Origin of the sequence: Streptomyces sp. PA03-6a, from assembly GCF_033792765.1 — a bacterium.
In the GTDB taxonomy this organism is placed as follows: Bacteria; Actinomycetota; Actinomycetes; order Streptomycetales; family Streptomycetaceae; genus Actinacidiphila.
This window is the reverse complement of sequence record NZ_JARAVK010000107.1, coordinates 1-23,549: the sequence shown is the minus strand read 5'-3', so window position 1 is coordinate 23,549 and position 23,549 is coordinate 1. Positions and strand designations below refer to the sequence as shown.

The following is a 23,549-nucleotide window of genomic DNA, read 5'->3' as shown; positions in this document are numbered from 1 at the left end:
ATGAGCACCGCACAGAGCACACAGCAGCGGGGAAAGCCGGCCGCGGACAACGCGCAGGCCGGGCCCCGGCGGCGGCCCCTGACCCTGGCCCAGCGGGAGAACCGGGCGGGACTCGCCTTCGTCTCGCCCACCCTCCTGGTCGTCCTGGTCGTCGTGGTCCTGCCGATCGCCTGGACCGTCCTGCTGGCCTTCCAGCACGCCCGGCTGGTCGACATCCAGAGCATGGGCTTCCTGTCCAACTGGACCTGGGGCAACTTCAGCGAGGTCTTCACCTCGCCCGGCTTCTGGACCTCCCTGTGGACCACCCTGGTCTACACGGTCGGCGCCACCGCCGGCTCCATCGTCCTCGGCCTGGTCGCGGCGCTCGCGCTGCGCCGCCCCTTCCGCGGCCGGGCCCTGCTCCGCGGCACCATGCTGCTGCCGTACGTGGCGCCCGTGGTCGCCGTGACCTTCGTCTGGGAGATTGCCCTCAGCCCGCAGTTCGGCATCGTGAACGAGGTCGGCACCAAGCTGTTCGGCTGGGACGAGCCGGTCGCCTTCCTGTCCACCAGGTCCCAGGAGATCTCGCTCCTCGGGTGGCACGTCCACGTGCCGCTGGCCCTGCTCACCGTGATCGCCTTCGAGACCTGGCGCTACTTCCCCTTCGCGTTCCTGTTCCTGATGGCCCGTCTGCAGGCGGTCCCGGAGGGGCTGGAGGAGGCCGCCGTCGTCGACGGAGCCACCATCACGCAGCGGTTCCGCCACATCCTCCTGCCCCAGCTGATGCCGGTCATCGCCCTGCTGTCGGTGCTGCGCTTCATCCTCACCTTCAACAAGTTCGACGACATCTACCTGCTCACGGGCGGCGGCTCGGGCACCGACGTGGTCGCCGTGCGCGTCTACGACTTCCTCACCGCCCGCTACGACGTGGGCGCCGCCGCGGCCCAGGCCCTCGTCCTCGCCGCGATCCTCGCCGTGCTGCTCGGCATCTACTTCAAGTTCTTCGCCAAGAAGGTTCAGGAGGAGGCGTGATGGCCAGTCGCGCACAGATCGAGGACCGCACCTTCGCCGTCCTGCGCTGGGTGGTGATCGCCGGACTCGCGGTCATCACGATCTTCCCCTTCTACTACATGCTGCTGCTCTCGGTGAAGCCGATCGACCAGCTGCTGCTCGACCCCGGCAAGCTCTGGGTCGGCACCTCCGAGGTCACGCTCGACACCTACCGCACCGTCCTCAAGTCGGTCGACGACGGCGGCCAGGGCTTCCTGCGGATGCTCGGCAACTCCGCCCTGGTGGCGCTCGGCACCATGCTGCTGACCCTGCTGGTGTCGGTCCCGGGCGCCTACGCCATCACCCGGCTGAAGTTCTTCGGCGGCCGGCAGGTGAGCGCGCTGTTCCTGGCCGTCTACCTCTTCCCGGCGACGCTGCTCGCGGTACCGCTGTTCGTGATCTTCGCCCGGATCGGCCTGCAGGGCAGCCTGTTCGGCCTCGCGATCGTCTACATCGCGCAGACCGTGCCGGTCTCCATCTACATGCTGAAGAACTACTTCATCACCATCCCGGAGAGCATCGAGGAGGCCGCCGCCCTCGACGGCGCCTCGCGGCTGCAGACCGTGCGCAAGGTCGTCCTGCCGCTGGCCGCCCCGTCGTTGATGGCCACCGGGCTGTACGTCTTCATGATCGCCTGGAACGAGTTCCTCTTCGCGCTGCTGTTCCTCGCCGCCGAACCCGGCAAGTGGACCGTCTCCCTGGGACTGCAGCAACTCGCCAACGGCATCGAGGTGCCGAAGACCGTCCTCATGGCAGGCTCCGTCGTGCTGACGATTCCCGTGGTACTCCTTTTCTACGCGGCCGAACGGCTCCTCACCGAGGGCCTGACCAGCGGCGCGGACAAGAGCTGAGCACCATGGCCCGACACGAGGGGGAGCGAGGACGGATGGCTACGCCCTGGAGCACCGCCGGACACCTGCTGGAACTGATCAGGACCGGACAGGCGACCACCCGTGGGGAACTCCAGCGCGTGACGGGCCTGTCCCGCTCCACCGTCGGCCAGCGGCTGGACCAGCTCTTCGCCGCGGGCTGGCTGCGCACCGTACCCGGCGGGCAGTCCACCGGCGGACGGCCCTCCACCCACCTGCAGTTCGACTCCGGGCACGCCGCCGTGCTCGCCGCCGACCTGGACACCACCAGTGCCCGCGCCGCGGTGCTGGACCTGTCCGGGCGGGTACTTGCCGAGCACACGGGGGAGTTGCTGCTCGACCAGGGCCCGGAGCGGGTGCTGGACGAACTCGGCCGCTGGTTCGCCAAGCTCCTCGTGGCCGCCGGCGTCCCGGCGGCCACGGTGTGCGGCGTCGGCCTGTCGGTGCCCGGCCCCGTCGACTGGACCACCGGCGTGGTGGTCCGGCCGCCGATCATGCCCGGCTGGGACGGCTACCCCGTCCCGGCCCGGATGCAGGAGGCGCTCGCCCGCCACGCCGGCCTGCCCGCCTCGGTACCGGTCCTCGTCGACAACGACGCCAACCTGATGGCCCTGGGCGAGCAGCGCGACTCCTGGCGCGAGTGCTCGGCCTTCGTCCTGGTCAAGGTGTCCACCGGCATCGGCGCGGGCGTCGTCATCGACGGCAGCGCCTTCCGCGGGATCGACGGCGGCGCGGGCGACCTCGGGCACATCCGCCTGCACGACGCGTCCGACGCCCTGTGCATGTGCGGTTCCCACGGCTGCCTCGCCGCCGTCGCCAGCGGCCGCGCGCTGGCCGGGCAGCTCAGCGCCCTCGGCGTGCCGGCCGGCTCCGCCGCGCAGGTACGCGAGCACCTCGACGCCGGCCACCCCGACGCGGTGCGCCTCGCCCGCGAGGCCGGCCGGCGCTGCGGCGAGGTGCTGGTCACGGTCGTCACCCTGCTCAACCCCGGGGTCCTGATGATCGCCGGAGACCTCGCCGAGACCCACTTCGTCACCGGGGTGCGCGAACTGCTCTACCAGCGCGCGCTGCCCCGGGCCACCCGCAACCTGCAGGTCGTGACCTCCCGGCTCGGTGACCGCGCCGCCCTCGCCGGCGCCACCGCCATGGTGGTCGAGCACCTCTACGCCCCGGACCAGGCCAACGAACGCCTGACCGCCGCGGCCCCCAACTGACCCTGGAGCACCACCGTGAACACCCCTGTCCCCGTCGAGGTCGGGCTGATCGGCGCCGGCCCCTGGGCCCGCGCCATGCACGCGCGGATCCTGGCCGCCGGACCCGAGACCCGGCTCACCGCCGTCTGGGCCCGCCGGACCGAGGCCGCCCGCGAGATCGCCGCCACCTACGGGGCGGCGACCGCCGGCAGCCCCGAGGAACTCTTCGACCGCTGCGAGGCCGTGGCCTTCGCCGTGCCGCCCGCCGTCCAGGCCGAACTGGCCGTACGGGCCGCCAAGGCCGGCAAGGCCCTGCTGCTGGAGAAGCCGCTCGGCCCCGACCTGGCCTCGGCACGCGCGGTCGCCGAAGCCGTCGCCGAGGCCGGTGTCGTCTCCCAGATGGTGCTGACCAAGCGCTACCAGGCCGAGACCCGCGCCTTCCTGCGCCGCGCACGGGATGCCGAGGTCACCGGCGCCCGGTCCTGCTACCTGCACGGGGCCTTCCTCGGCGGGGAGTTCGCCACCGGCTGGCGCCTGGAACAGGGCGCCCTGCTCGACCTCGGTCCGCACCTGATCGACCTCCTCGACGCGGCCGTCGGCCCCATCACCTCGATCCGCGCCACCGGCGACCCCCGCCGATGGGTCGAGGTCACCTGCGAGCACGAGAACGGTGCGGTCAGCCAGGCTTCCCTCTCGGGCAGCGTCCGGCTGCCGAAGCCGCGGACGCGGATCGAACTCCTCGGTCCCGGCGGTGAGCTCGTCTACGACACCTCCGTGATCGACCACGAGGAGGGCTGGCCCGTGCTGCGTGCCGAGTTCGCGGCCGCGGTGCGCTCCGGCCGCGCGGGTGAGCTGGACGCGCGACGGGGACTGCGGCTGCAGGAGCTCATCGACGCCGCCTTGCGCTGATACCCGGCGGGTATCACAGGGCGGGGAACAGGTCTTGGACGCGGTGCCCGCCGCGGGCGGTCAGCCAGGTCTCCCTCTCGGGCAGCGTCCGGCTGCCGAAGCCGCGGACCCGGATCGAACTCCTCGGTCCCGGCGGTGAGCTCGTCTACGACACCTCCGTGATCGACCACGAGGAGGGCTGGCCCGTGCTGCGTGCCGAGTTCGCGGCCGCGGTGCGCTCCGGCCGCGCGGGTGAGCTGGACGCGCGACGGGGACTGCGGCTGCAGGAGCTCATCGACGCCGCCTTGCGCTGATACCCGGCGGGTATCACAGGGCGGGGAACAGGTCTTGGACGCGGTGCCCGCCCCGCCAGAAGACTCGGAGGTGTCACAGGACACCACGAGAGAGGCGAGCGTCATGAAGGTGTTCCTCACCGGAGGCTCCGGTTACATCGGACGGGCCACCATCGAGGCCCTGGTGCGCCGGGGGATCCAGGTCGTCGCCCTGGCGCGCAGCGAGGACTCGGCCCGGGTCGTCGGCGACCTCGGGGCCGCCCCCGTGCGGGGGGAGCTGACCGATACGGACGTGCTGCGCGCCGCCGCGCGGGCCGCCGACGGGGTCATCCACCTGGGCCAGCACTACGGTCCCGGCACCGCCGAGGTCGACCGGGCGGCAGCCGAGGCACTGCAGGCCGGCGCCGGGCCGCGGCCGTACGTGCACACCGGCGGGGCGTGGGTCTACGGCGACACCGACGGCGTGGCCGACGAGGACGCCCCGCTGTCCCCGCCGCGCCTGACCGCCTGGCGGCTGGAGAACGAGAAGCGCGTCCTGGCCCGGGCCGCGACCGGCGAACGGCCGGTCGTGGTCATGCCCGGCCTGGTCCACGGCCGCAACGGCGGACTGGTCGAGGCCTTCTACGCGGCCCCGGGCCGGGATACCGGCTCCGTGCCCTGCGTGGGCGACGGCACCAACCACTGGTCGACCGTGCACGTCGACGACGTCGCCGAGCTCTACGCGCTGGCGCTGAACGCCGCGCCCGGCTCGGTGTACGCCGGGGTCAGCGACCTCCACCCGACCCAGGCGGAGATCGCCCACGCGGTGAGCCGGGCGATCGGCCACCCCGGGTCGGTCCGGCACCTGACCGAGGCGGAGGCCGAGGAGCGGATGGGCCCCATCGCGGAGGCCTTCGCCCTCGACCAGCGGCTCACCGGCGCCCGGGCCCGCCGGGAGCTGGGCTGGCGTCCCTCCCGGCTCGACCTCGCGGCCGACCTCGCCCGCCCCTGAGCCTCCCCGCTGAGGAGTGCGGGCCGGGCGGATACGCTCGGATGTGTCCGTCCCGGTGAGCAGGCGAGGAGGGGCCCGTGGATCTGGATCTGCGCAAGCTGCGCTACTTCGTCGCGGTGGCCGAGGAGTTGCACTTCGGGAGGGCGGCGCAGCGCCTGCACATCGCGCAGCCCGTGCTGTCGCGGCAGATCAGGGCGCTGGAGGACGAACTCAAGGTGCGGTTGTTCTCCCGCGACCGCCGCAGCACCGAGCTCACCCCGGCCGGCACGCAACTCCTCGCCGACGCCGGACCGCTCCTGGCGGCCGCCGACGCCACCCGCCGGCGCGCCGTCCGGGCGGACCGCGGCCTCGCCTCCTTCACCGTGGGCTTCATGCCCGGACTGATCGTCACGAGTGCCGTGCGGGAACTCTCCCGCCGGCACCCGGACCTGTCGGTCGACGTCGTCAGGACGAGCTGGGACGACCAGACGGAGGTGATCCTCGACGGCCGCGTCGACATCGGCTACGTCAGGATGCCCGTCGACACCCGCGGCCTGGCGACCCGCAGCCTCCTCGCCGAACCCCGCGTCGCCGTCCTGCCCGCGGACCACCCCTACGCGGGCAAACCCGCCCTGCGCATCGCGGACCTCGCCGGCGAGCACCTCCTCCAGGACCCTGCCGCCGTCCCCGAATGGCGGGACATCGCGCGCGAGCTCGCCGACCCGCAGCCGCGGCCGGCCGTCCCGGGCTTCCGTTCCGTGGAGGAGAAACTGGAGAGCGTGGCGGCGGGCCGCGGCGTCGTCGTGCTGCCGCTCTCCACCGCGACGTACTACACCCGCGCCGACATCGCCCACGTCGCGATCGAGGACATCGGTCCCAACCGCGTGTTCCTGGCCTGGGACGGCACCCGGCACGACCCGCTCATCGAGGAGTTCGCCGACATCGCCGTCGCCCGCGCCGACTCGTCCGCCTGACCGCTGAACGGTTTCCGCACCCGCTCCGTACTGAGGGCACGGGGACGAGAGGAGAAGCCCCGCGCGAAGGCGCGACGGGGCGGCGGAGCGGGAGAGAGACGCCGATGAAGCTTGACGTGGTGGGGGCGCCGGGGCCGACGGGCATCGCGGGCGAGTCCGACGTCTGGGTGGAGAACTGGGGAGCGCAGGCCATGTGCCGGATGGAGGACCCGGACGTGCTGTTCGTCCAGGGCGCCGCCCAAAAGCGCGTCAAGGCCGTGTGCGGCGGATGCCCCGTGCGCACCGAATGCCTGGCAGACGCCCTCGACAACCGTACCGAGTTCGGGATCTGGGGCGGTATGACGGAGCGTGAGCGCCGCGCCCTGCTGCGCCGCCGCCCCACCGTGACCTCCTGGCGCACCCTGCTGCGGACGGCTCGCCAGGCCTACGAGCGGGGTCCGCGGCAGGCCTCGGCCTGAACACCGGAGCAGGGGGCCGGGCCCGTCGGGCCCGGCCCGTCGGCCTTGCGGCGACCGCTGGGCCGCCCTTCAGGCCGGAGCCCCGTCGCCCTTGATCGCCGCGGCGACGGGCCGGTCCTCGATGTAGGCGTCGAACCCGACGATCCTGCCCTCCTCGACGGTGAAGACGTGCACGACCGCGGAGTCGAAGGCCGGGCCGGTGTCGCGTCCGGTGCCCTGGGTCCGCCCCACGGCGACGACCTGGCCGCCGGCCTCGAAGAGCCGCTCGATCTCGATGCGGCTCTCGATCAGGTCGAAGGTCTTCCTGAAGAACGCGGCGAAACCGGCCGGTCCGGAATACGTGCCGCCGTAGGGAAGGGCCTCGGTCACCCGGATCCGGATCTCGGGGGAGGCGATGGCCGTCAGCGTGTCGCGGTCGGAGCGCAGCATCGCGTCGTACATCGCCTCGGCGACCTCGCGTGGGGCCGAGGTCCCGGATCCGGGTGTCTCGGGCATGGCGATCTCCTGAGGTGATTCAAGGATCAACTGTTGGGAAGGTTGTCGGATCGTAGGCGAGCATAGGGGAGTCGTGGACCCGCTCGCCGGGCTGTCCGCGTACTGTCCAACGGCGCGGGTCTCAAAGGGTCTTGATCAGGCCGCCGTCGATGGTGAAGTCCGCTCCGGTGACGTTCCCGGTGCGGTCGCTGGCGAGCATGAGGACGAGGTCCGCCACCTCCTCCGGCGTGGTGAGGCGCCCCGTGGCGAGACCGCCGAGGCCCGCGAGGAGCTCCGCGACCGCGCTGTCGAGGTCCTTGCCCATGGCCTGGGCCACCTGGTCGGCCATGCCGTTCTCGCCGGTCCAGATGTCGGTGGACACCGGCCCCGGGGCGATCGAGTTGACCCGGACCCCGAGCGGGCCGACCTCCTTGGACAGCGCCTTGGAGAAGTTGGTCAGGGCCGCCTTGGACGCGGTGTAGTCGATCACGCCGGGGTCGGGCAGGAAGGCGTTCACCGAGCTGACCGTGACGACGGCCCCGCGGGATTCCAGCAGTGCGGGCAGTGCGGCGCGGCAGGCCCGCACCGCGCTCATGAGGTTGAGGTTCAGGGTCGCCAGCCAGTCCTCGTCGGTGACCGACAGGAAGCCGCCGAGCCGGGGCTGGACGGCGCCGACGTTGTTCACCAGGACGTCGATCCCGCCGAACCGCTCCACCGCGGTCGCGACCAGTCGCTGGACGCCTTCCTGGGTCGCGAGGTCCCCGGCCACCGGCACGACGTCGTACGACCCGGCGAGTTCCGCCAGGCCCGCCCCCGGGGTGCGGGCGCCGGCGACCACGCGCGCGCCCTCCTCCGCGAAGGCGCGGACGGTGGCGAGCCCGATGCCCCGGCTGGCTCCGGTGACGACGACGGTCTTGTCCTTGAGGTGCAGGTCCATGACGGGCCTTTCTTGATTGATTGATACAGATCTCGGGCCCGGTCGTGGTGGTGGTGCGTTCCGGGCTGATGGTTGAAGGCTAAACCAATCTGGATCGTCCGATCAAGTAATTCCGGCCCGGCGTGACGCGCCCCACGGGGGCGTCAGCTCGGGGCGTGCCACAGGTCCGGACCGAACACCTCGTAGCGGATCGCCGCGGGGGCCACCCCGGCGTGCACCAGCCTGGGCCGCAGTGCCCTGGTGAAGGACGTCGGTCCGCACAGGTAGGCGCGCGTTCCGGGCGCCACCTCCACCTGCGACAGGTCGGGCGCCCCCTGGCGGGCGTGGGGCGGTGCCCCCGCCGGGTCCTCGTACCAGACGTGCAGACGGCCGCCGAGCCGCCGCACGCACTCCACCACCTCGAAGCGCAGTGGGTGCGTCCACGGTGTGCGGTCGTGGTGGAGCACGGTGACCGGCCTGCGCGATCCGGTGGCGCTCAGCTGCCGCAGCATGCTGACCAGCGGCGTGACGCCGATGCCGGAGGAGGCGAGGAGGAGCGGTGCGTCGGACGCGTCCAGGACCACCTCGCCGTACGGCGGCGACACCTGGACGGTGGCGCCGAGCCCCAGGTGCTCGTGCAGGAAGGTCGACACCTCTCCGGCCGGGCGCGCCCCGTCGCTGCGGTGCCTGCGCACCGTGATCCGCCACAGAGGGTCCTGCGGCGCCGACGACAGGCTGAACTGGCGCAGCTGGAAGGCCCCGTCCGGCAGTGCCGCGGCCACGGTGACGTACTGCCCGGCCAGGAACGGCTCGGCGGGGGCGCCGTCCACCGGCTGCAGGTGCAGGGAGACGACGTCCAAGGCCTCCTCGGCCCGCTTGACGACCTGCCAGTACCGCCACGCCTCGCCCGGTTCGGCGCCCACCGACGCGTAGAGCTCCCGCTCCTCGCCCGCGAGGCCGTTCGCCATCAGCCGGTACGCCTCCTCCCAGGCCGTCGCGGCCTCGGGGGAGAGCGCGCCGCCGAGCACGTCGGAGAAGGCCCGCATCAGGTGGTGGTGCACCAGCGCGTACTGCTCCGGTGTGACCCCCACCGAGGCGTGCTTGTGCGCGATCCTCCGTACGACGTCCTCGGGCCGGATGCAGGGCCGGTGCGCCAGCAGCGACGCGAAGCCGACGAGGGCGGAGGCGAAGGCGTTCTGCTGCTCCCCGTTCGCCTGGTTGCCGCGGTTGAACATGCGGTGCAGGAGGTCGGGGTGCTCGTCGAAGAGCGACCGGTAGAAGTGCCGGGTGATGTCGGTGATGACCGGGCCCACCGACGGCAGGCTCTCGGCGATCAGGTCGCGGGACCGCTCGGACAGCATGGGGTTCCCCAACTCGGACGTGGTGCGGGCATGCCGCGGCGAACCGGCGTCGCGTCGCGCTGCGCGCAGGGCGGCATGACGCAAGCGGCTTAACTTGCATCCCGGACGATACTTATCCCGTGCAGGGGTGACGCACGGGGCCGCCCGCTCCCGTCAGGCGGGCCGTGTCATCCGAGCCCGTCGAGGAAGGCGGTCATCGCCTGGCGCAGCGCGTCCGGGCGCTCCAGATGGAGGTCGTGGCCCGTCCCGGGAATGCCGACGGCCACCGCCCGCGGCTGCCGACGGCACATCTCCTCGGCCTCCTCGGCCCCGATGATCCCCTTCTCGGCCAGGACGACCAGCGTCGGGCACCGCAGCGCCTCCCACTGCGCCCAGAAGTCCCGCTCCGCGTTCTCCCGCAGGGACGCGACCATCACGTCCCGGTCGAAGCGCGGCCACCAGCCGTCCTCGCGCCGCTCCAGGCCCTCCGCCCAGCCCCTGCCGACCGGGCCACCGCCGAGGAAGGCCGCGGCGGACTCCACCGAGGGGAAGGGCACCGGCCAGGAGTCCAGCCACGCCCCGATGTCCCCGGGAACGTCCGGGTTCGGTCCGCCGGGACCCGCCTCGACCAGCACCAGGGCCCGGACCAGGTCCGGACGGGCCGCGGCGGTCAGCATCGCGGTGTGGCCGCCGAGCGACTGGCCCACCAGGATCGCCGGCCCGGTCCCCGACTCCGCGATGACGGCGGCGGTGTCGGCGACGTAGGCCGCGCGGGAGACGTCCCCGGGACGCCGCTCGGAGGCGCCGTGCCCCCGCTGGTCCACGGCGACCACGCGATGACGGCGGCTCAGCCACTGCGCCGTGCCGTCCCATTCGCCCGCATGGCCGGCCAGGCCGTGCAGCAGGACCGCCGACGGCCCCGGACCGGGCAGGTCCCGGCACTCCAGCCGTACGCCGTCACGGACCACGGTCATCCGGGACCACGTCATCACGAACCCCTTCCCCCTCCCGGCGCGGGCAGCCGCGCCGCGTGCTGTCGCCCCGCACCCTGCCGGACGCGGCGGGCGCCCGCAAACAGCGCCCCCCGGTGCGCCCGCAGAAGCGGCCTCCGGGTGCCTTTCGGCGGTTTCTTCCCGGCCACCCACCCCGGTGGTACGGTCCGGTCCAGTCGTGGCCCCGTCCGGAGGGTGACGAGACGCACCCGAGGATCACCGGCGAGGGAGAGGCGCGACGTGAGACGGATGACGGCCCGTCCGGCGAACGGGCACCAGGCGCGAGTGCTGCGCCTGTTGCGCGACGCGGGCCCGCAGTCGCGGGCCGTGCTCGGCGACCAGGTGGAACTCTCCCGGTCCAAGCTGGCGGTCGAGGTCGACCGCCTCCTGGAGACGGGCCTCGTGGTCCCCGACGGCCTCGCCGCCTCCCGCGGCGGACGGCCCTCCCACAACGTGCGCCTCGCGCCCTCGCTGCGCTTCCTGGGCGTGGACATCGGCGCCACCTCGGTCGACGTCGCCGTCACCAACGCCGAGCTGGAGGTGCTCGGCCACCGTGCCGCGCGGTTCGACGTGCGGGAGGGGCCGGTCGCGGTGTTCGAGCAGGTGCTGGCGATGGCGGCCGAACTGCGCGCCACCGGCGCCGCGGAGAGCTTCGACGGGGCGGGGATCGGGGTGCCCGGGCCCGTGCGGTTCCCCGACGGCGTGCCGGTCGCCCCGCCGATCATGCCCGGCTGGGACGGGTTCCCCGTCCGGGAGGCCATGAGCCAGGAACTCGGCTGTCCCGTCCTGGTCGACAACGACGTGAACCTCATGGCGCTGGGGGAGCAGCACGCCGGGGTCGCCCGCTCCGTGCGGGACTTCCTCTTCGTCAAGATCGGGACCGGCATCGGCTGCGGCATCGTCGTGGGCGGGCAGGTCCACCGCGGGGTCACCGGGAGCGCCGGGGACATCGGTCACATCCAGGTGGTGCCGGGCGGCATCTCCTGCGCCTGCGGCAACCACGGCTGTCTCGAGGCCTACTTCGGCGGGAGTGCCCTGGCCCGCGACGCGGCCGCCACGGCGGCCGCCGGGGAATCGGCGGCGCTCGCCGACCGGCTGGCCGCTGCCGGGTCGCTCACCTCCGCCGACGTGGCGGCCGCCGCGGCGGGCGGGGACGGTGCCGCGCTCGACCTCATCCGGCAGGGCGGCAACCGCACGGGCCAGGTCATCGCCGGCCTGGTGAGCTTCTTCAACCCCGGACTCGTCGTGATCGGCGGCGGTCTCACCGGTCTGGGGCACACCCTCCTGGCGAGCATCCGCAGCCAGGTGTACGGCCAGTCGCTGCCGCTGGCCACCGGGAACCTGCCGATCGTCCTCAGTGAACTCGGCCCGACCGCGGGCGTGGTCGGGGCCACCCGCCTGATCAGCGACCACGTCTTCTCGCCCGCGTGACCCACGGCGGGCACCGTCCGCCGTGGCGGGCCCGTCCCACCCCCCGGTTCACCATGCCGTCTCCGTGCGTGCCGTCCCGGGCGCGCCCACGCCCCCTGCCTCGCAGGTGAGTTGGCCTCTTCCGGACTTTGTCCTGGAACCGGAAAAAGACCTTGCTGATTCCTGCGCAACTTCTTCCCCCACTGGACGGGCGCTGCTACTTTCCCATCGAAAGCCTGACGGAGCGGGACCGGCCGACGCCGGTCCGGTATCCCCATGCCGACGGCCGGGGGAGGTGAGGGACACGTGAGACGCATGACAGCTCGACCCGCCAACGCGCATCAGGCGCGGCTCCTGCGGCTGCTCCGCGACGGCGGTCCCAACTCCCGTGCCCAGATGGGGGACCAGATCGACCTGTCCCGTTCCAAGCTCGCCGTCGAGGTCGACCGGCTGCTGGAGACGGGTCTGGTCGTCGCGGACGGCCTGGCCGCCTCGCGCGGCGGGCGGCGTTCGCACAACATCAGGCTCGCCCCGGGCCTGCGCTTCCTCGGCGTCGACATCGGCGCCACCTCGGTCGACGTCGCCGTCACCAACGCCGAGCTGGAGGTGCTCGGCCACCTCAACCACCCGATGGACGTCCGTGAGGGACCGGTCGCCGTCTTCGAGCGGATCCTCGAAATGGCCGCCAAACTCAAGGCCGCCGGCCTCGCCGAAGGCTTCGACGGCGCGGGCATCGGGGTACCGGGGCCGGTGCGGTTCCCCGAGGGCGTCCCCGTCGCCCCGCCGATCATGCCCGGCTGGGACGGCTTCCCGGTCCGCGAGGCACTCAGCCAGGAACTGGGCTGCCCCGTCATGGTCGACAACGACGTGAACCTGATGGCCATGGGGGAGCAGCACGCCGGGGTCGCCCGCTCCGTGGGCGACTTCCTCTGCGTCAAGATCGGCACCGGCATCGGCTGCGGCATCGTCGTCGGCGGAGAGGTGCACCGCGGTGTGACCGGCAGCGCCGGAGACATCGGCCACATCCGGGTCGAGGCCGACGGACGCGCCTGCGCCTGCGGCAACAAGGGCTGCCTGGAAGCCCACTTCAGCGGCGCCGCGCTCGTCCAGGACGCCCTGGAGGCGGCCAGGTCAGGGCGGTCCGCCGCCCTCGCGGCCCGGCTCCAGGCGGCCGGTCGGCTGTCCGCCGTCGACGTCGCCGCGGCGGCCGCGGTCGGTGACGCGGCGGCACTCGAACTCATCCGCGAGGGGGGCAACCGCGTCGGGCAGGTCATCGCCGGGCTCGTCAGCTTCTTCAACCCCGCACTGGTCGTGATCGGCGGCGGCGTCACCGGCCTCGGCCACACGCTGCTCGCCAGCATCCGCAGCCAGGTCTACCGCCAGTCGCTGCCCCTGGCGACCGGCAACCTCCCCATCGTCCTGGGTGAACTGGGCCCCACCGCCGGCGTGATCGGCGCGGCCCGGCTCATCAGCGACCACGTGTTCTCCCCGGCCTGATCCCCCCACCGGCCAAGCGTTCCACCGGCACCACGGCACCACCGGCTCCACTGCACGCTCCGCACGCGCACGTGTCACCCGCACCCGCCGAGGGGATCGTCATGGCACCACAACCACCGGCACCGCCGCCCGCGACAGCAGCACCGCTGCTCACCATGTCCGGCATCACCAAGTCCTTCCCCGGCGTCCGCGCCCTGGACGGCGTCGACCTGGACGTCCAGGCCGGCGAGGTGCACTGCCTCCTCGGCCAGAACGGCGCGGGGAAGTCCACCCTCATCAAGGTGCTCGCCGGGGCCCACCAGCCCGACGGCGGGGAGATCACCTGGCGCGGGGAACCGGTGTCGCTGAAATCGCCGATCGCCGCCATGCGGCTCGGCATCGCGACCATCTACCAGGAACTCGACCTGGTCGAGGGGCTGTCCGTCGCCGAGAACGTCTTCCTCGGCCACGAACCGACCACCGCCGGCTTCGTCGTGCGCGGACGCGACGCGCGCCGTGAGGCGGCCGTCCTGCTGCGCCGGCTCGGCCACCCCGAGATCGACCCCGCCCGCCGCGTCGGCGACCTCTCGGCCGCCCAGCAGCAGATCGTCTCGATGGCCCGGGCGCTCTCCCACGACGTGCGCCTCATCGTCATGGACGAGCCGTCCGCCGCGCTGGACCCCGAGGAGACCGACAACCTGCTGCGCATCGTCGGGCAGCTGACCGCCGACGGCGTCGCGGTCGTCTACATCTCCCACCGGCTGGAGGAGATCCGCCGCGTCGGCGACCGGGTCACCGTCCTGAAGGACGGCCGCGCCGTCGCCGGCGGACTCCCCGCCAAGTCGATGCCCACGCGCGACATCGTCGCCCTCATGACGGGCCGTGACGTCGAGTACGTCTTCCCGCCGCGTCCCGCGGGACCGCGCTCCGGCGACCCCGTCCTGCGGGTCGAAGGGCTGGCCCGCGACGGCGAGTTCGCCGCCGTGGACCTGGAGGTGCGCCCGGGGGAGATCGTCGGGCTCGCCGGACTCGTGGGCTCCGGACGGTCGGAGATCCTCGAGACGCTCTACGGCGCCAGGAAGCCCACCGCCGGCCGGGTGACCGTCGACGGCCGGCCCCTCAAACCCGGCAGCGTCCGCTCGGCCGTCCGCGCCGGTCTGGGACTGGCGCCCGAGGAGCGCAAGGCGCAGGCGCTGCTGATGCTGGAGTCCGTCACGCGCAACGTGTCGGTGTCCACGCTCGCCCGCTTCTCCCGGGCCGGCTGGCTCGACCGCAGGGAGGAACGACGCGCCGCACGGGAGTCCACCCGGTCGCTGTCGCTGCGGCCCGACAACCCCGACGCCCGGGTGCGCACCCTGTCCGGGGGCAACCAGCAGAAGGCCGTCCTGGCCCGCTGGCTGCTGCGCGGCTGCCGCGTCCTGCTGCTCGACGAGCCGACCCGGGGCGTCGACGTCGGCGCCCGCGCCGAGCTGTACGCGGTGATCCGCCGGCTCGCCGACGACGGGCTCGCCGTACTCCTCGTCTCCAGCGAGGTCCCCGAAGTCCTGGGGCTCGCGGACCGGGTGCTGGTGCTCCGTGAGGGACACGTCGTGCACACGGCGCCCGCGACGGAGCTGGACGAACACCGCGTACTCGACCTCGTCATGGAAGGGAGCCCGAGCTGATGACACAGCCCGCTTCCCAGGCCCCGCAGGCACCGACGCCGCCCGCGGACGCGTCCCCCGTCACGAAGGGCGGCGGCCGGCGTCCGGCGCTGGGGCTCCACGCCGACGTCCGCAATCTGTCCCTGCTCGGCGTCCTCGCCGCCCTCGTCCTCGTCGGGGGCATCACGCAGCCCGACGCCTTCCTGGACGTCTCCAACCTCCAACTGGTGCTCACCCAGGCGTCCGTCATCGGTGTCGTCACCGTCGGCATGACCTTCGTGATCACCAGCGGGGGCATCGACCTGTCCGTCGGCGCGATCGTCGCGCTCTCCTCCGTGTGGGCGACGACCCTCGCCACCCAGGAGTACGGCTTCGCGGGCATCCTGTTCACCGCGGTCGTCGTCGGCGTCGGCTGCGGGCTGGTCAACGGGGTGCTCATCGCCTACGGCGGCATGGTGCCGTTCATCGCTACCCTCGCCATGCTCGCCTCGGCACGCGGGCTCGCCCTGTACCTCACCGACGGCAAGACGCAGATCGTCACCGTGAACTCGGTGCTCGACCTCGGCCTTCCCGCCAGCTACGTCCTCGGCATCCCGCCGCTGGTGCTGGTCTTCGCCGGGGTCACCGTCATCGGCTGGCTGGTGCTGAACCGGACGACGTTCGGGCGCCGGACGGTTGCCGTCGGCGGCAACGCGGAGGCGGCCCGCCTCGCCGGCATCGACGTCCGCCGGCAGCGGCTCTACCTCTACCTGCTGTCCGGGCTGTGCTGCGGCATCGCGGCCTTCATGCTGATCATCCTGTCCGGCTCGGGCCAGAACACCAACGGCAACCTCTACGAACTCGACGCCATCGCCGCGGCGATCATCGGCGGCACGCTGCTCAGCGGCGGCCGCGGCACGATCGTCGGCTCCGTCCTGGGCGTCCTGGTGTTCATCACCATCCAGAACATCTTCGCCCTCAACAACCTGGAGAGCGCCGTCCAGCAGATCGCCAAGGGAGCGATCATCGTGGCCGCCGTCCTGGTCCAGCGCAGCACCGTGCGCAACGGCGACGGCTGACACAGCCCGTCGCCCCCGCTCCACCCGACAACCCGCACGCGCCCCGCACCGCCCTATCCCGGAGGGTTTCACCGCCATGCCACGAATCCCGGTCACCAGCCGCAGAGGACTGCTCTTCGGCGCCGCCGCCGTATCCGCCGGAGCGGCCCTCACCGCCTGCACCAGCAACGAGCCGAAGAAGGCCGGCACGGCCGCCACCACGGCTGCCGCCGCCGACGACAAGCCCGGCACGCCGGTCACCATCGGCTTCGCCGGCCCGCAGGCCGACCACGGCTGGCTCAACGCCATCAACCAGAACGCCAAGGACCGCGCCGCGAAGTACTCCGAGGTGACGCTGGAGATCACCGAGGGCTCCAACGACACCGCCGCCCAGATCGGGCAGATCCAGACGCTGATCAACAAGAAGGTCGACGTCCTGGTCATCCTGCCGGCCGACGGCAAGGCCCTCACCCAGGTGGGCCTGCAGGCCATGAAGGCCGGCATCCCGGTGATCAACCTGGACCGGATCTTCGCCTCCCCGCAGGCGTACCGCTGCTGGATCGGCGGCGACAACTACGGCATGGGGCTCAACGCCGGTCGCTACATCGGCGAGCAGCTCAAGGACAAGCCGGACGCCAAGGTCGTCGAGCTCGCCGGCATCGACAACCTGGAGCTGACCCGGCAGCGCACCCAGGGCTTCGACGACGCCCTGAAGAACTACCCCAACATCAGGAAGGTGGCCCGGCAGGCCGCCGAGTTCACCGTCGAGACCGGCCAGGCCAAGATGGCCCAGCTGCTGCAGGCGCAGAAGCAGTTCGACGCGCTGTGGAACCACGACGACGACCAGGGCGTCGGTGCCCTGCGCGCGATCGCGCAGGCGGGCCGTGACGAGTTCTTCATGGTCGGCGGCGCCGGGTCCAAGTCGGCTATGGACGCCATCAAGGCCGACAACGGCGTGCTGAAGGCGACCGTCCTGTACCCGCCCACCATGGCCGCCTCCGCCATCGACCTGGCCCGAGCGCTCGGACAGAAGAAGGGCGTCGGCGGGTTGTCGGAGCTGGAGATCCCCGCGTCGATCACCCTGTACTCGGCCGTCGTCACCAAGGAGAACGTCGACGAGTACCTGCCGACGGGCTTCATCTAACAGATCCGCCCCGCCCGTCCGAACCGAGCAACCGACGAGGAGCAACGGCATGGCTGATATGGCCGGCAAGGAAGACAGTGAGGCAGGGGCCGCTTCGCCGGCGCTCGGCATCGGCATGGTCGGCTACGCCTTCATGGGCGCCACCCACTCCCACGCGTGGCGCACCGTGGGCCGCGTGTTCGACCTGCCGATGAGGCCCGTCCTGGCCGCGATCGGCGGCCGGGACGAGGGGGCGGTGCGGGCCGCGGCCGCCCGGCACGGCTGGGCCGCCGCGGAGACGGACTGGCGGGCACTGGTGGACCGGGACGACGTCCAGCTGGTGGACGTGTGCACCCCCGGGGACAGCCACGCCGAGATCGCCATCGCGGCGCTCGAGGCGGGCAAGCACGTCCTGTGCGAGAAGCCGCTGGCCAACTCGGTCGCCGAGGCGGAGGCCATGGCCGCGGCGGCCGAGTTGGCGGCCGCCCGCGGCCAGGTGGCCATGGTCGGCTTCAACTACCGGCGGGTGCCGGCGGTCGCCTACGCCCGCCGGCTCATCGCGGACGGGAGGGTGGGCACCATCCGCCACGTGCGGGTGACCTACCTCCAGGACTGGCTCGTCGACCCGGACTTCCCGCTGACCTGGCGGCTGAAGCGCGAGTACGCGGGCTCCGGGGCGCTCGGCGACCTCGGCGCGCACGCCGTCGACCTCGCGCAGTACCTGGCGGGGGAGCCCCTGGTGGGCGTCTCGGCGCTCACCGAGACGTTCGTAAGGGAGCGGCCCGAGCTGGCCGGCACGTCGTCGGGGCTGTCGGGCTCCGGGAGCACGCGGCGGGGGCCGGTCACCGTCGACGACGCGGCGCTGTTCACCGGGCGGCTGGCCTCGGGGGCGCTCGCCTCCTTCGAGGCCACCCGGATGGCCTCGGGGCGCAAGAACGCCCTGCGGCTGGAGATCAACGGCGAGCGCGGCTCGCTCGCCTTCGACCTGGAGCGGCTGAACGAGCTGTCGTTCCACGACCACACCGAGCCCGCCGACTCGGCCGGCTTCCGGCGGATCCTGGTGACCGAGCCGGGCCATCCGTACCTGGAGGCGTGGTGGCCGCCCGGCCACGCGCTCGGTTACGAGCACACCTTCACCCACCAGGCGCGCGACCTCGTGCTCGGGATCGCCGAAGGGGTCACCCCGGCGCCGTCGTTCGCCGACGGCCTGCAGGTGCAGCGGGTCCTGGCGGCGGTGGAGGAGAGCGCCGAGAAGAACGCCGTCTACACCCCCGTCCCCGCCTGACCACGCCCGTATCGAGGAGGCCCTCGCCGTGCCACGACCCTTCACCCTCTTCACCGGCCAGTGGGCCGACCTGCCCCTGGAGGAGGTCTGCCGGCTCGCCCGCGACTTCGGTTACGACGGGCTCGAACTCGCCTGCTGGGGCGACCACTTCGAGGTCGACAAGGCCCTGGCCGACCCCGCCTACCTGGACGGGCGGCGGGCGTTGCTCGACAAGTACGGCCTGAAGTGCTGGGCGGTCTCCAACCACCTGGTCGGACAGGCCGTCTGCGACAACCCGATCGACGAGCGCCACAAGGGGATCCTGCCCGCCCGGATCTGGGGCGACGGTGAGCCGGAGGGCGTCCGGCAGCGGGCCGCGCGCGAGCTGGCCGACACCGCGCGCGCCGCGGCCGCCTTCGGGGTGCGCACCGTCATCGGCTTCACCGGCTCGTCGATCTGGCACCTGGTCGCCATGTTCCCGCCGGTCCCGGAGCGGATGATCGAGCGCGGCTTCGAGGACTTCGCCGAGCGGTGGAACCCGATCCTGGACGTCTACGACGCCGAAGGGGTCCGCTTCGCCCACGAGGTCCACCCGGCCGAGATCGCCTACGACTACTGGACCACGCACCGCGCGCTGGAGGCCGTCGGCCACCGGCCGGCCTTCGGGCTGAACTTCGACCCGAGCCACTTCGTGTGGCAGGACCTCGACCCCGTCGGGTTCCTGTGGGACTTCAAGGACCGCATCTACCACGTCGACTGCAAGGAGGCCCGCAAGCGCCTCGACGGCCGCAACGGGCGCATGGGCTCCCACCTGCCGTGGGGCGACCCGCGGCGCGGCTGGGACTTCGTCTCGGCCGGGCACGGCGACGTGCCGTGGGAGGACGTGTTCCGGATGCTCCGGTCGATCGGATACGACGGCCCGATCTCCGTCGAGTGGGAGGACGCCGGGATGGACCGCCTCGCGGGCGCCCCGGAAGCGCTTTCCCTCCTGAAGCGGTACGACTTCGACCCGCCTGCGGCGTCGTTCGACGCCGCGTTCGGAGGCAACGACTAGGCGTCACCGCAGGTCACAGCGCACATCCCGCAGCCCGGCGGCCACCGCCGCCGGGCCTGTCGGGCTGCCCGGGCCCAGCTTTGTCCTGACGCTGGAGAAAGTTCAACTTATTCACCGCGCAAGGCCTTTCGGTCCCGGACGAACCCGGCTACCGTCCCTGAGGTGTACAGGACACAGGCCGGAAACACGAGGCCGGTCCTGAGCGGCACCCGACCAGCGTGACGGCGCACGCCGGTCCCCGGATCTTCCGCACGGCAGCTGCATCCGCCCGTACGACCTTCCCGGAGGACACACGTGCACAGAAAACGGCCCGGAGCATCCAGAAGCCGATTCCGGCAGGGACTCGCGCTCCTCACCGGCGGCCTCCTCGCCGCCACGTCCCTCGTCATCTCCGCCCCCTCAGGTGCCTCGGCCCGGCCCCTCGATACGGAGCCCGCGGCCGCGGCGGCGGAGGAGTTCCAGCAGGTCACCCTCGCCAAGGGGGAGCCCGAGACGGGCGAGCCCATGTCCCTCGCGGTCCTGCCCGACCGCAGCGTGCTGCACACCTCGCGCGACGGCGAGCTGCGCAGGACCGACGCCGCCGGCACCACCACCGTGATCGGAACGGTCCCCGTCTACACGCACGACGAGGAGGGCCTCCAGGGCGTCGGCATCGACCCGGACTTCAGTGAGAACCGGGCGATCTTCCTCTACTACGCGCCCCCGCTCGACACCCCCGCAGGCGACGCCCCCGACCAGGGGACGGCCGAGGACTTCGCCAAGTTCGACGGCGTCAACCGGCTCTCGCGCTTCACGCTGAACGCTGACTGGACCCTCGACAACGCCAGCGAGAAGAAGGTCCTCGACGTCGCCACGACCCGCGGCATCTGCTGTCACGTCGGCGGTGACATCGACTTCGACGCCCAGGGCAACCTGTACCTGTCGACCGGCGACGACTCCAACCCCTTCGCCTCCGACGGCTACGCGCCCATCGACGACCGCCCGGGCCGCAACCCCGCCTACGACGCCCGCCGCACCTCCGGCAACACCAACGACCTGCGCGGCAAGCTGCTGCGGATCAAGGTCGCCGAGGACGGGTCGTACACGATCCCCGAGGGGAACCTCTTCGCCCCGGGCACGGACAAGACCCGGCCCGAGATCTACGCCATGGGCTTCCGCAACCCGTTCCGTTTCAGCGTCGACAAGAAGACCGGCATCGCCTACGTCGGCGACTACGGGCCCGACGCCGGCGCGGCCGACCCCAAGCGCGGTCCCGGCGGCCAGGTCGAGTTCGCCCGGGTGACGAAGGCCGGCAACTTCGGCTGGCCCTTCTGCACCGGGAAGAACGACCCGTACGTCGACTACGACTTCGCGACCGGGCAGTCCGGAGCGACCTTCGACTGCGCCGCGCCGAAGAACGACTCGCCGTACAACACCGGCCTGACCGACCTGCCGCCCGCGCAGGCGGCGTGGATCCCCTACGACGGCGGTTCCGTGCCGGAGTTCGGCAGCGGCTCGGAGTCCCCGATGGGCGGCCCGGTCTACCGGTACGACCCCGAGCTGGACTCCCCGGTGAAGTTCCCCGAGGCCTACGACGGCGACTTCTTCGCCGGCGAGTTCGGGCGCCGCTGGATCAAGCGCATCGACCAGGGCGAGGATGGCACGGTCCAGTCCATCAACGACGTGCCCTGGACCGGCACGCAGATCATGGACATGGCCTTCGGCCCGGACGGCGCGCTGTACGTCCTCGACTACGGCACCGCCTGGTTCGGCGGTGACGAGCACTCCGCCCTCTACCGGATCGAGAACGCCACCGACGGCCGCTCCCCGAGCGCCGAGGCGTCCGCGAACAAGACCTCGGGCACCGCACCGCTGAAGGTCACCTTCTCCTCGGCCGGTACCACCGACCCCGACGGCGACACGCTCGCCTACAGCTGGGACTTCGGCGACGGCGGCACCTCCACCGCGGCCAACCCCGCGCACACCTACCGCACGAACGGCACCTACACCGCGACCCTTGACGTGAAGGACCCGACCGGCCGCACCGCGTCCGCGAGCGTCCAGGTCGTCGTCGGCAACACCGCGCCCAAGGTGACCCTGGACCTGCCCGCCGAGGGAGCCCTGTTCAGCTTCGGCGACGACATCCCGTTCAAGGTGACCGTCACCGACCCCGAGGACGGGACCATCGACTGCTCCAAGGTCAAGGTCACCTACATCCTCGGCCACGACAGCCACGGCCACCCCGTGACCTCGGTCAACGGCTGCTCCGGCACCATCAAGACCTCCGCCGACGGCGGCCACGACCCCAACGCCAACATCTTCGGCGTCATCGACGCCGAGTACACCGACGGCGGGGGCGGCGGCCAGGAGGCGCTCGCCGGCCACGACCAGGCGCAGCTGCAGCCGCGCCACCGGCAGGCCGAGCACTTCACGGGCTCGTCCGGCGTCGACCTGTTCGACAAGGCCGAGGCCCACGGCGGCCGCACCGTCGGCAACATCGACGACAGCGACTGGATCTCCTTCAAGCCCTACAACCTCACCGGCTCCGTCCGGCTGACCGCCCGCGTTTCCTCCGGAGGCTCCGGCGGCTTCCTCGAGGTGCGCACCGGCTCGGCGACCGGCCCGATCCTGGGCTCCGCCCCCGTCCCGGTCACCGGCAGCTGGGAGACCTTCCAGGAGATCGACGTACCGCTGCGCGCCGTGCCGAAGAAGACCACCGAGCTCTTCCTGGTCTTCAAGGGCGGCTCCGGGGCGCTGTACGACCTGGACGACTTCGAGCTCTCCGACGTTCCGGCCGACCGCGCCGCAAAGCGCGTCCTGGTCTTCTCCAGGACCGCCGGCTTCCGCCACGACGCCATCCCGACCGGCATCGCCGCGCTGAAGGAGCTCGGAGCCTCCGCCAACATCACCGTCGACTCGACCGAGGAGCCGAAGCAGTTCACCACGAACAACCTGGCCCGCTACGACGCCGTGGTGTTCCTGTCGACCACCGGTGACGTCCTCAACGCCGATCAGCAGCAGGCGTTCGAGAACTACGTCAAGGGCGGGGGCGCCTACATGGGCGTCCACGCCGCCGCCGACACCGAGTACGACTGGCCCTTCTACGGCGGCCTCGTCGGCGCCTACTTCCAGGGGCACCCGCAGATCCAGAAGGCCACCGTCCGCGCCGAGGACCACGACCACCCGGCCACCGCGCACCTCGACGAGGCCGGCTGGGAGCGCACCGACGAGTGGTACAACTACCGCACCAACCCGCGCGGCCAGGCCCGCGTCCTCGCCACCCTGGACGAGACCACCTACCAGGGCGGCACGATGAAGGGCGACCACCCGATCGCGTGGTGCCAGACCTACCAGTCCGGCCGCTCCTTCTACACCGGTCTCGGGCACACCAAGGAGTCCTACGCCGAGCCGGCCTTCCGCCAGCACCTCCTGGGCGGACTGCGCTACGCCGTCGGACAGGTCAAGGCCGACTGCAAGCCGCAGACGGGCTACCGCGACCTGTTCAACGGGTACACCTCGGAGGGCTGGAAGCAGGCGGGCCCCGGCAAGTTCAACGTCGTCGACGGTGAACTGCGCACCGAGGGCGGCATGGGCCTGCTGTGGTACCAGGCCAAGCAGTACGGCGCGTACTCCCTGAAGCTCGACTGGAAGATGGACGGCGACGACAACTCCGGTGTCTTCGTGGGCTTCCCGGCCTCCGACGACCCCTGGTCCGCGGTGGACAAGGGCTACGAGATCCAGATCGACGCCTCGGACGCCCCCGACCGCACCACCGGCTCCGTCTACAGCTTCAAGTCGGCCAACCTCAAGGCCCGCGACCAGGTGCTGCGTCCCCCGGGCCAGTGGAACAGCTACGAGATCAAGGTCCAGGGTGAACGGCTCCAGGTCTTCCTCAACGGAGTCAAGATCAACGACTTCACCAACACCGACCCCGCCCGCAGTCTGAAGGACGGCTACATCGGCCTGCAGAACCACGGGGCCGACGACCAGGTGTCCTTCCGGAACGTACAGATCAAGGAACTTCCCTCCTCGTAGGGCAGTCCCTGCCGGCACCCACGAGCCGGCGGCGGGCGGGGAGACGCCGTGCCCCCGCCCGCCGCCGGCTCTTGGGTGCCGGCAGGGACTGCCCTACAACGGGCTCTTATCAACATAACCAAACCCACAAAA

The 23,549-nt window shown here is 72.2% G+C and carries 20 protein-coding genes; 16 read left to right on the top strand and 4 right to left on the bottom strand.

Annotated features, from left to right (window positions below):
• The 8 genes from PV350_RS24575 to PV350_RS24540 all read left to right on the top strand — a co-directional run bounded on the left by PV350_RS24575 (position 1) and on the right by PV350_RS24540 (position 6,674).
• Positions 1-1,011 carry a carbohydrate ABC transporter permease gene (locus PV350_RS24575; protein ID WP_499515826.1) on the top strand — a complete coding sequence of 337 codons (1,011 nt, stop codon included), beginning with the start codon at positions 1-3 and terminating at the stop codon, positions 1,009-1,011.
• Positions 1,011-1,880, top strand: a complete 870-nt coding sequence (locus tag PV350_RS24570; protein WP_499515827.1) for a carbohydrate ABC transporter permease — start codon at positions 1,011-1,013, stop codon at positions 1,878-1,880. The genes PV350_RS24575 and PV350_RS24570 overlap by 1 nt, the downstream gene beginning before the upstream one ends.
• Positions 1,881-1,915: 35 nt before the next feature.
• Positions 1,916-3,112 (top strand): ROK family transcriptional regulator, encoded by a 1,197-nt coding sequence (locus PV350_RS24565; protein WP_499515828.1) that lies wholly within the window; start codon positions 1,916-1,918, stop codon positions 3,110-3,112.
• Positions 3,113-3,187: 75 nt separating this feature from the next.
• Entirely contained in the window at positions 3,188-4,000 is an 813-nt protein-coding gene (locus PV350_RS24560; protein ID WP_500336111.1) for a Gfo/Idh/MocA family protein, read from the top strand.
• A 158-nt stretch (positions 4,001-4,158) separates the two neighbouring features.
• On the top strand, positions 4,159-4,293 hold the full coding sequence (locus PV350_RS24555; RefSeq protein WP_500336105.1) for a hypothetical protein: 135 nt from the start codon (positions 4,159-4,161) through the stop codon (positions 4,291-4,293).
• 103 nt (positions 4,294-4,396) lie between these two features.
• Positions 4,397-5,263: an NAD-dependent epimerase/dehydratase family protein gene (locus PV350_RS24550; RefSeq protein ID WP_499515829.1), complete on the top strand. Its 867-nt coding sequence runs from the start codon at positions 4,397-4,399 to the stop codon at positions 5,261-5,263.
• A 77-nt stretch (positions 5,264-5,340) separates the two neighbouring features.
• Complete coding sequence (locus tag PV350_RS24545) at positions 5,341-6,216, top strand: LysR family transcriptional regulator (RefSeq protein ID WP_500336103.1); 876 nt, start codon at positions 5,341-5,343, stop codon at positions 6,214-6,216.
• A 104-nt stretch (positions 6,217-6,320) separates the two neighbouring features.
• Positions 6,321-6,674 (top strand): WhiB family transcriptional regulator, encoded by a 354-nt coding sequence (locus PV350_RS24540; protein WP_499515831.1) that lies wholly within the window; start codon positions 6,321-6,323, stop codon positions 6,672-6,674.
• Between the two features lie 69 nt (positions 6,675-6,743).
• Here the strand turns inward: PV350_RS24540 and PV350_RS24535 are convergent, their stop codons facing one another.
• The 4 genes from PV350_RS24535 to PV350_RS24520 all read right to left on the bottom strand — a co-directional run bounded on the left by PV350_RS24535 (position 6,744) and on the right by PV350_RS24520 (position 10,393).
• Positions 6,744-7,169, bottom strand: coding sequence for a nuclear transport factor 2 family protein (locus PV350_RS24535; protein WP_500336101.1), 426 nt, complete (start codon positions 7,167-7,169; stop codon positions 6,744-6,746).
• Between the two features lie 121 nt (positions 7,170-7,290).
• A complete protein-coding gene (locus PV350_RS24530; RefSeq protein ID WP_500336099.1) occupies positions 7,291-8,085 on the bottom strand; it encodes an oxidoreductase in 795 nt (264 codons plus the stop codon).
• A 143-nt stretch (positions 8,086-8,228) separates the two neighbouring features.
• Positions 8,229-9,425: a globin domain-containing protein gene (locus PV350_RS24525; RefSeq protein WP_500336097.1), complete on the bottom strand. Its 1,197-nt coding sequence runs from the start codon at positions 9,423-9,425 to the stop codon at positions 8,229-8,231.
• 167 nt (positions 9,426-9,592) lie between these two features.
• Positions 9,593-10,393 (bottom strand): alpha/beta fold hydrolase, encoded by an 801-nt coding sequence (locus PV350_RS24520; RefSeq protein WP_500336095.1) that lies wholly within the window; start codon positions 10,391-10,393, stop codon positions 9,593-9,595.
• Between the two features lie 252 nt (positions 10,394-10,645).
• On the opposite strand from PV350_RS24520, the gene PV350_RS24515 reads away from it, so the two are divergent.
• The 8 genes from PV350_RS24515 to PV350_RS24480 all read left to right on the top strand — a co-directional run bounded on the left by PV350_RS24515 (position 10,646) and on the right by PV350_RS24480 (position 23,417).
• Positions 10,646-11,827, top strand: a complete 1,182-nt coding sequence (locus PV350_RS24515) for an ROK family protein (protein WP_499517022.1) — start codon at positions 10,646-10,648, stop codon at positions 11,825-11,827.
• Positions 11,828-12,121: 294 nt separating this feature from the next.
• Positions 12,122-13,303, top strand: coding sequence for an ROK family protein (locus PV350_RS24510; RefSeq protein ID WP_499515836.1), 1,182 nt, complete (start codon positions 12,122-12,124; stop codon positions 13,301-13,303).
• 101 nt (positions 13,304-13,404) lie between these two features.
• Positions 13,405-14,946: a sugar ABC transporter ATP-binding protein gene (locus PV350_RS24505; protein ID WP_499515837.1), complete on the top strand. Its 1,542-nt coding sequence runs from the start codon at positions 13,405-13,407 to the stop codon at positions 14,944-14,946.
• Positions 14,946-15,983, top strand: coding sequence for an ABC transporter permease (locus tag PV350_RS24500; protein ID WP_499515838.1), 1,038 nt, complete (start codon positions 14,946-14,948; stop codon positions 15,981-15,983). Before PV350_RS24505 ends, PV350_RS24500 begins: the two co-directional genes overlap by 1 nt.
• A gap of 85 nt (positions 15,984-16,068) precedes the next feature.
• Positions 16,069-17,106 carry a substrate-binding domain-containing protein gene (locus PV350_RS24495; RefSeq protein ID WP_499517023.1) on the top strand — a complete coding sequence of 346 codons (1,038 nt, stop codon included), beginning with the start codon at positions 16,069-16,071 and terminating at the stop codon, positions 17,104-17,106.
• A gap of 49 nt (positions 17,107-17,155) precedes the next feature.
• Positions 17,156-18,370, top strand: a complete 1,215-nt coding sequence (locus PV350_RS24490) for a Gfo/Idh/MocA family protein (protein WP_499515839.1) — start codon at positions 17,156-17,158, stop codon at positions 18,368-18,370.
• A gap of 28 nt (positions 18,371-18,398) precedes the next feature.
• Complete coding sequence (locus PV350_RS24485) at positions 18,399-19,403, top strand: sugar phosphate isomerase/epimerase family protein (protein ID WP_499515840.1); 1,005 nt, start codon at positions 18,399-18,401, stop codon at positions 19,401-19,403.
• 294 nt (positions 19,404-19,697) lie between these two features.
• On the top strand, positions 19,698-23,417 hold the full coding sequence (locus tag PV350_RS24480; protein WP_500336092.1) for a ThuA domain-containing protein: 3,720 nt from the start codon (positions 19,698-19,700) through the stop codon (positions 23,415-23,417).
• Positions 23,418-23,549 lie beyond the last annotated feature (132 nt).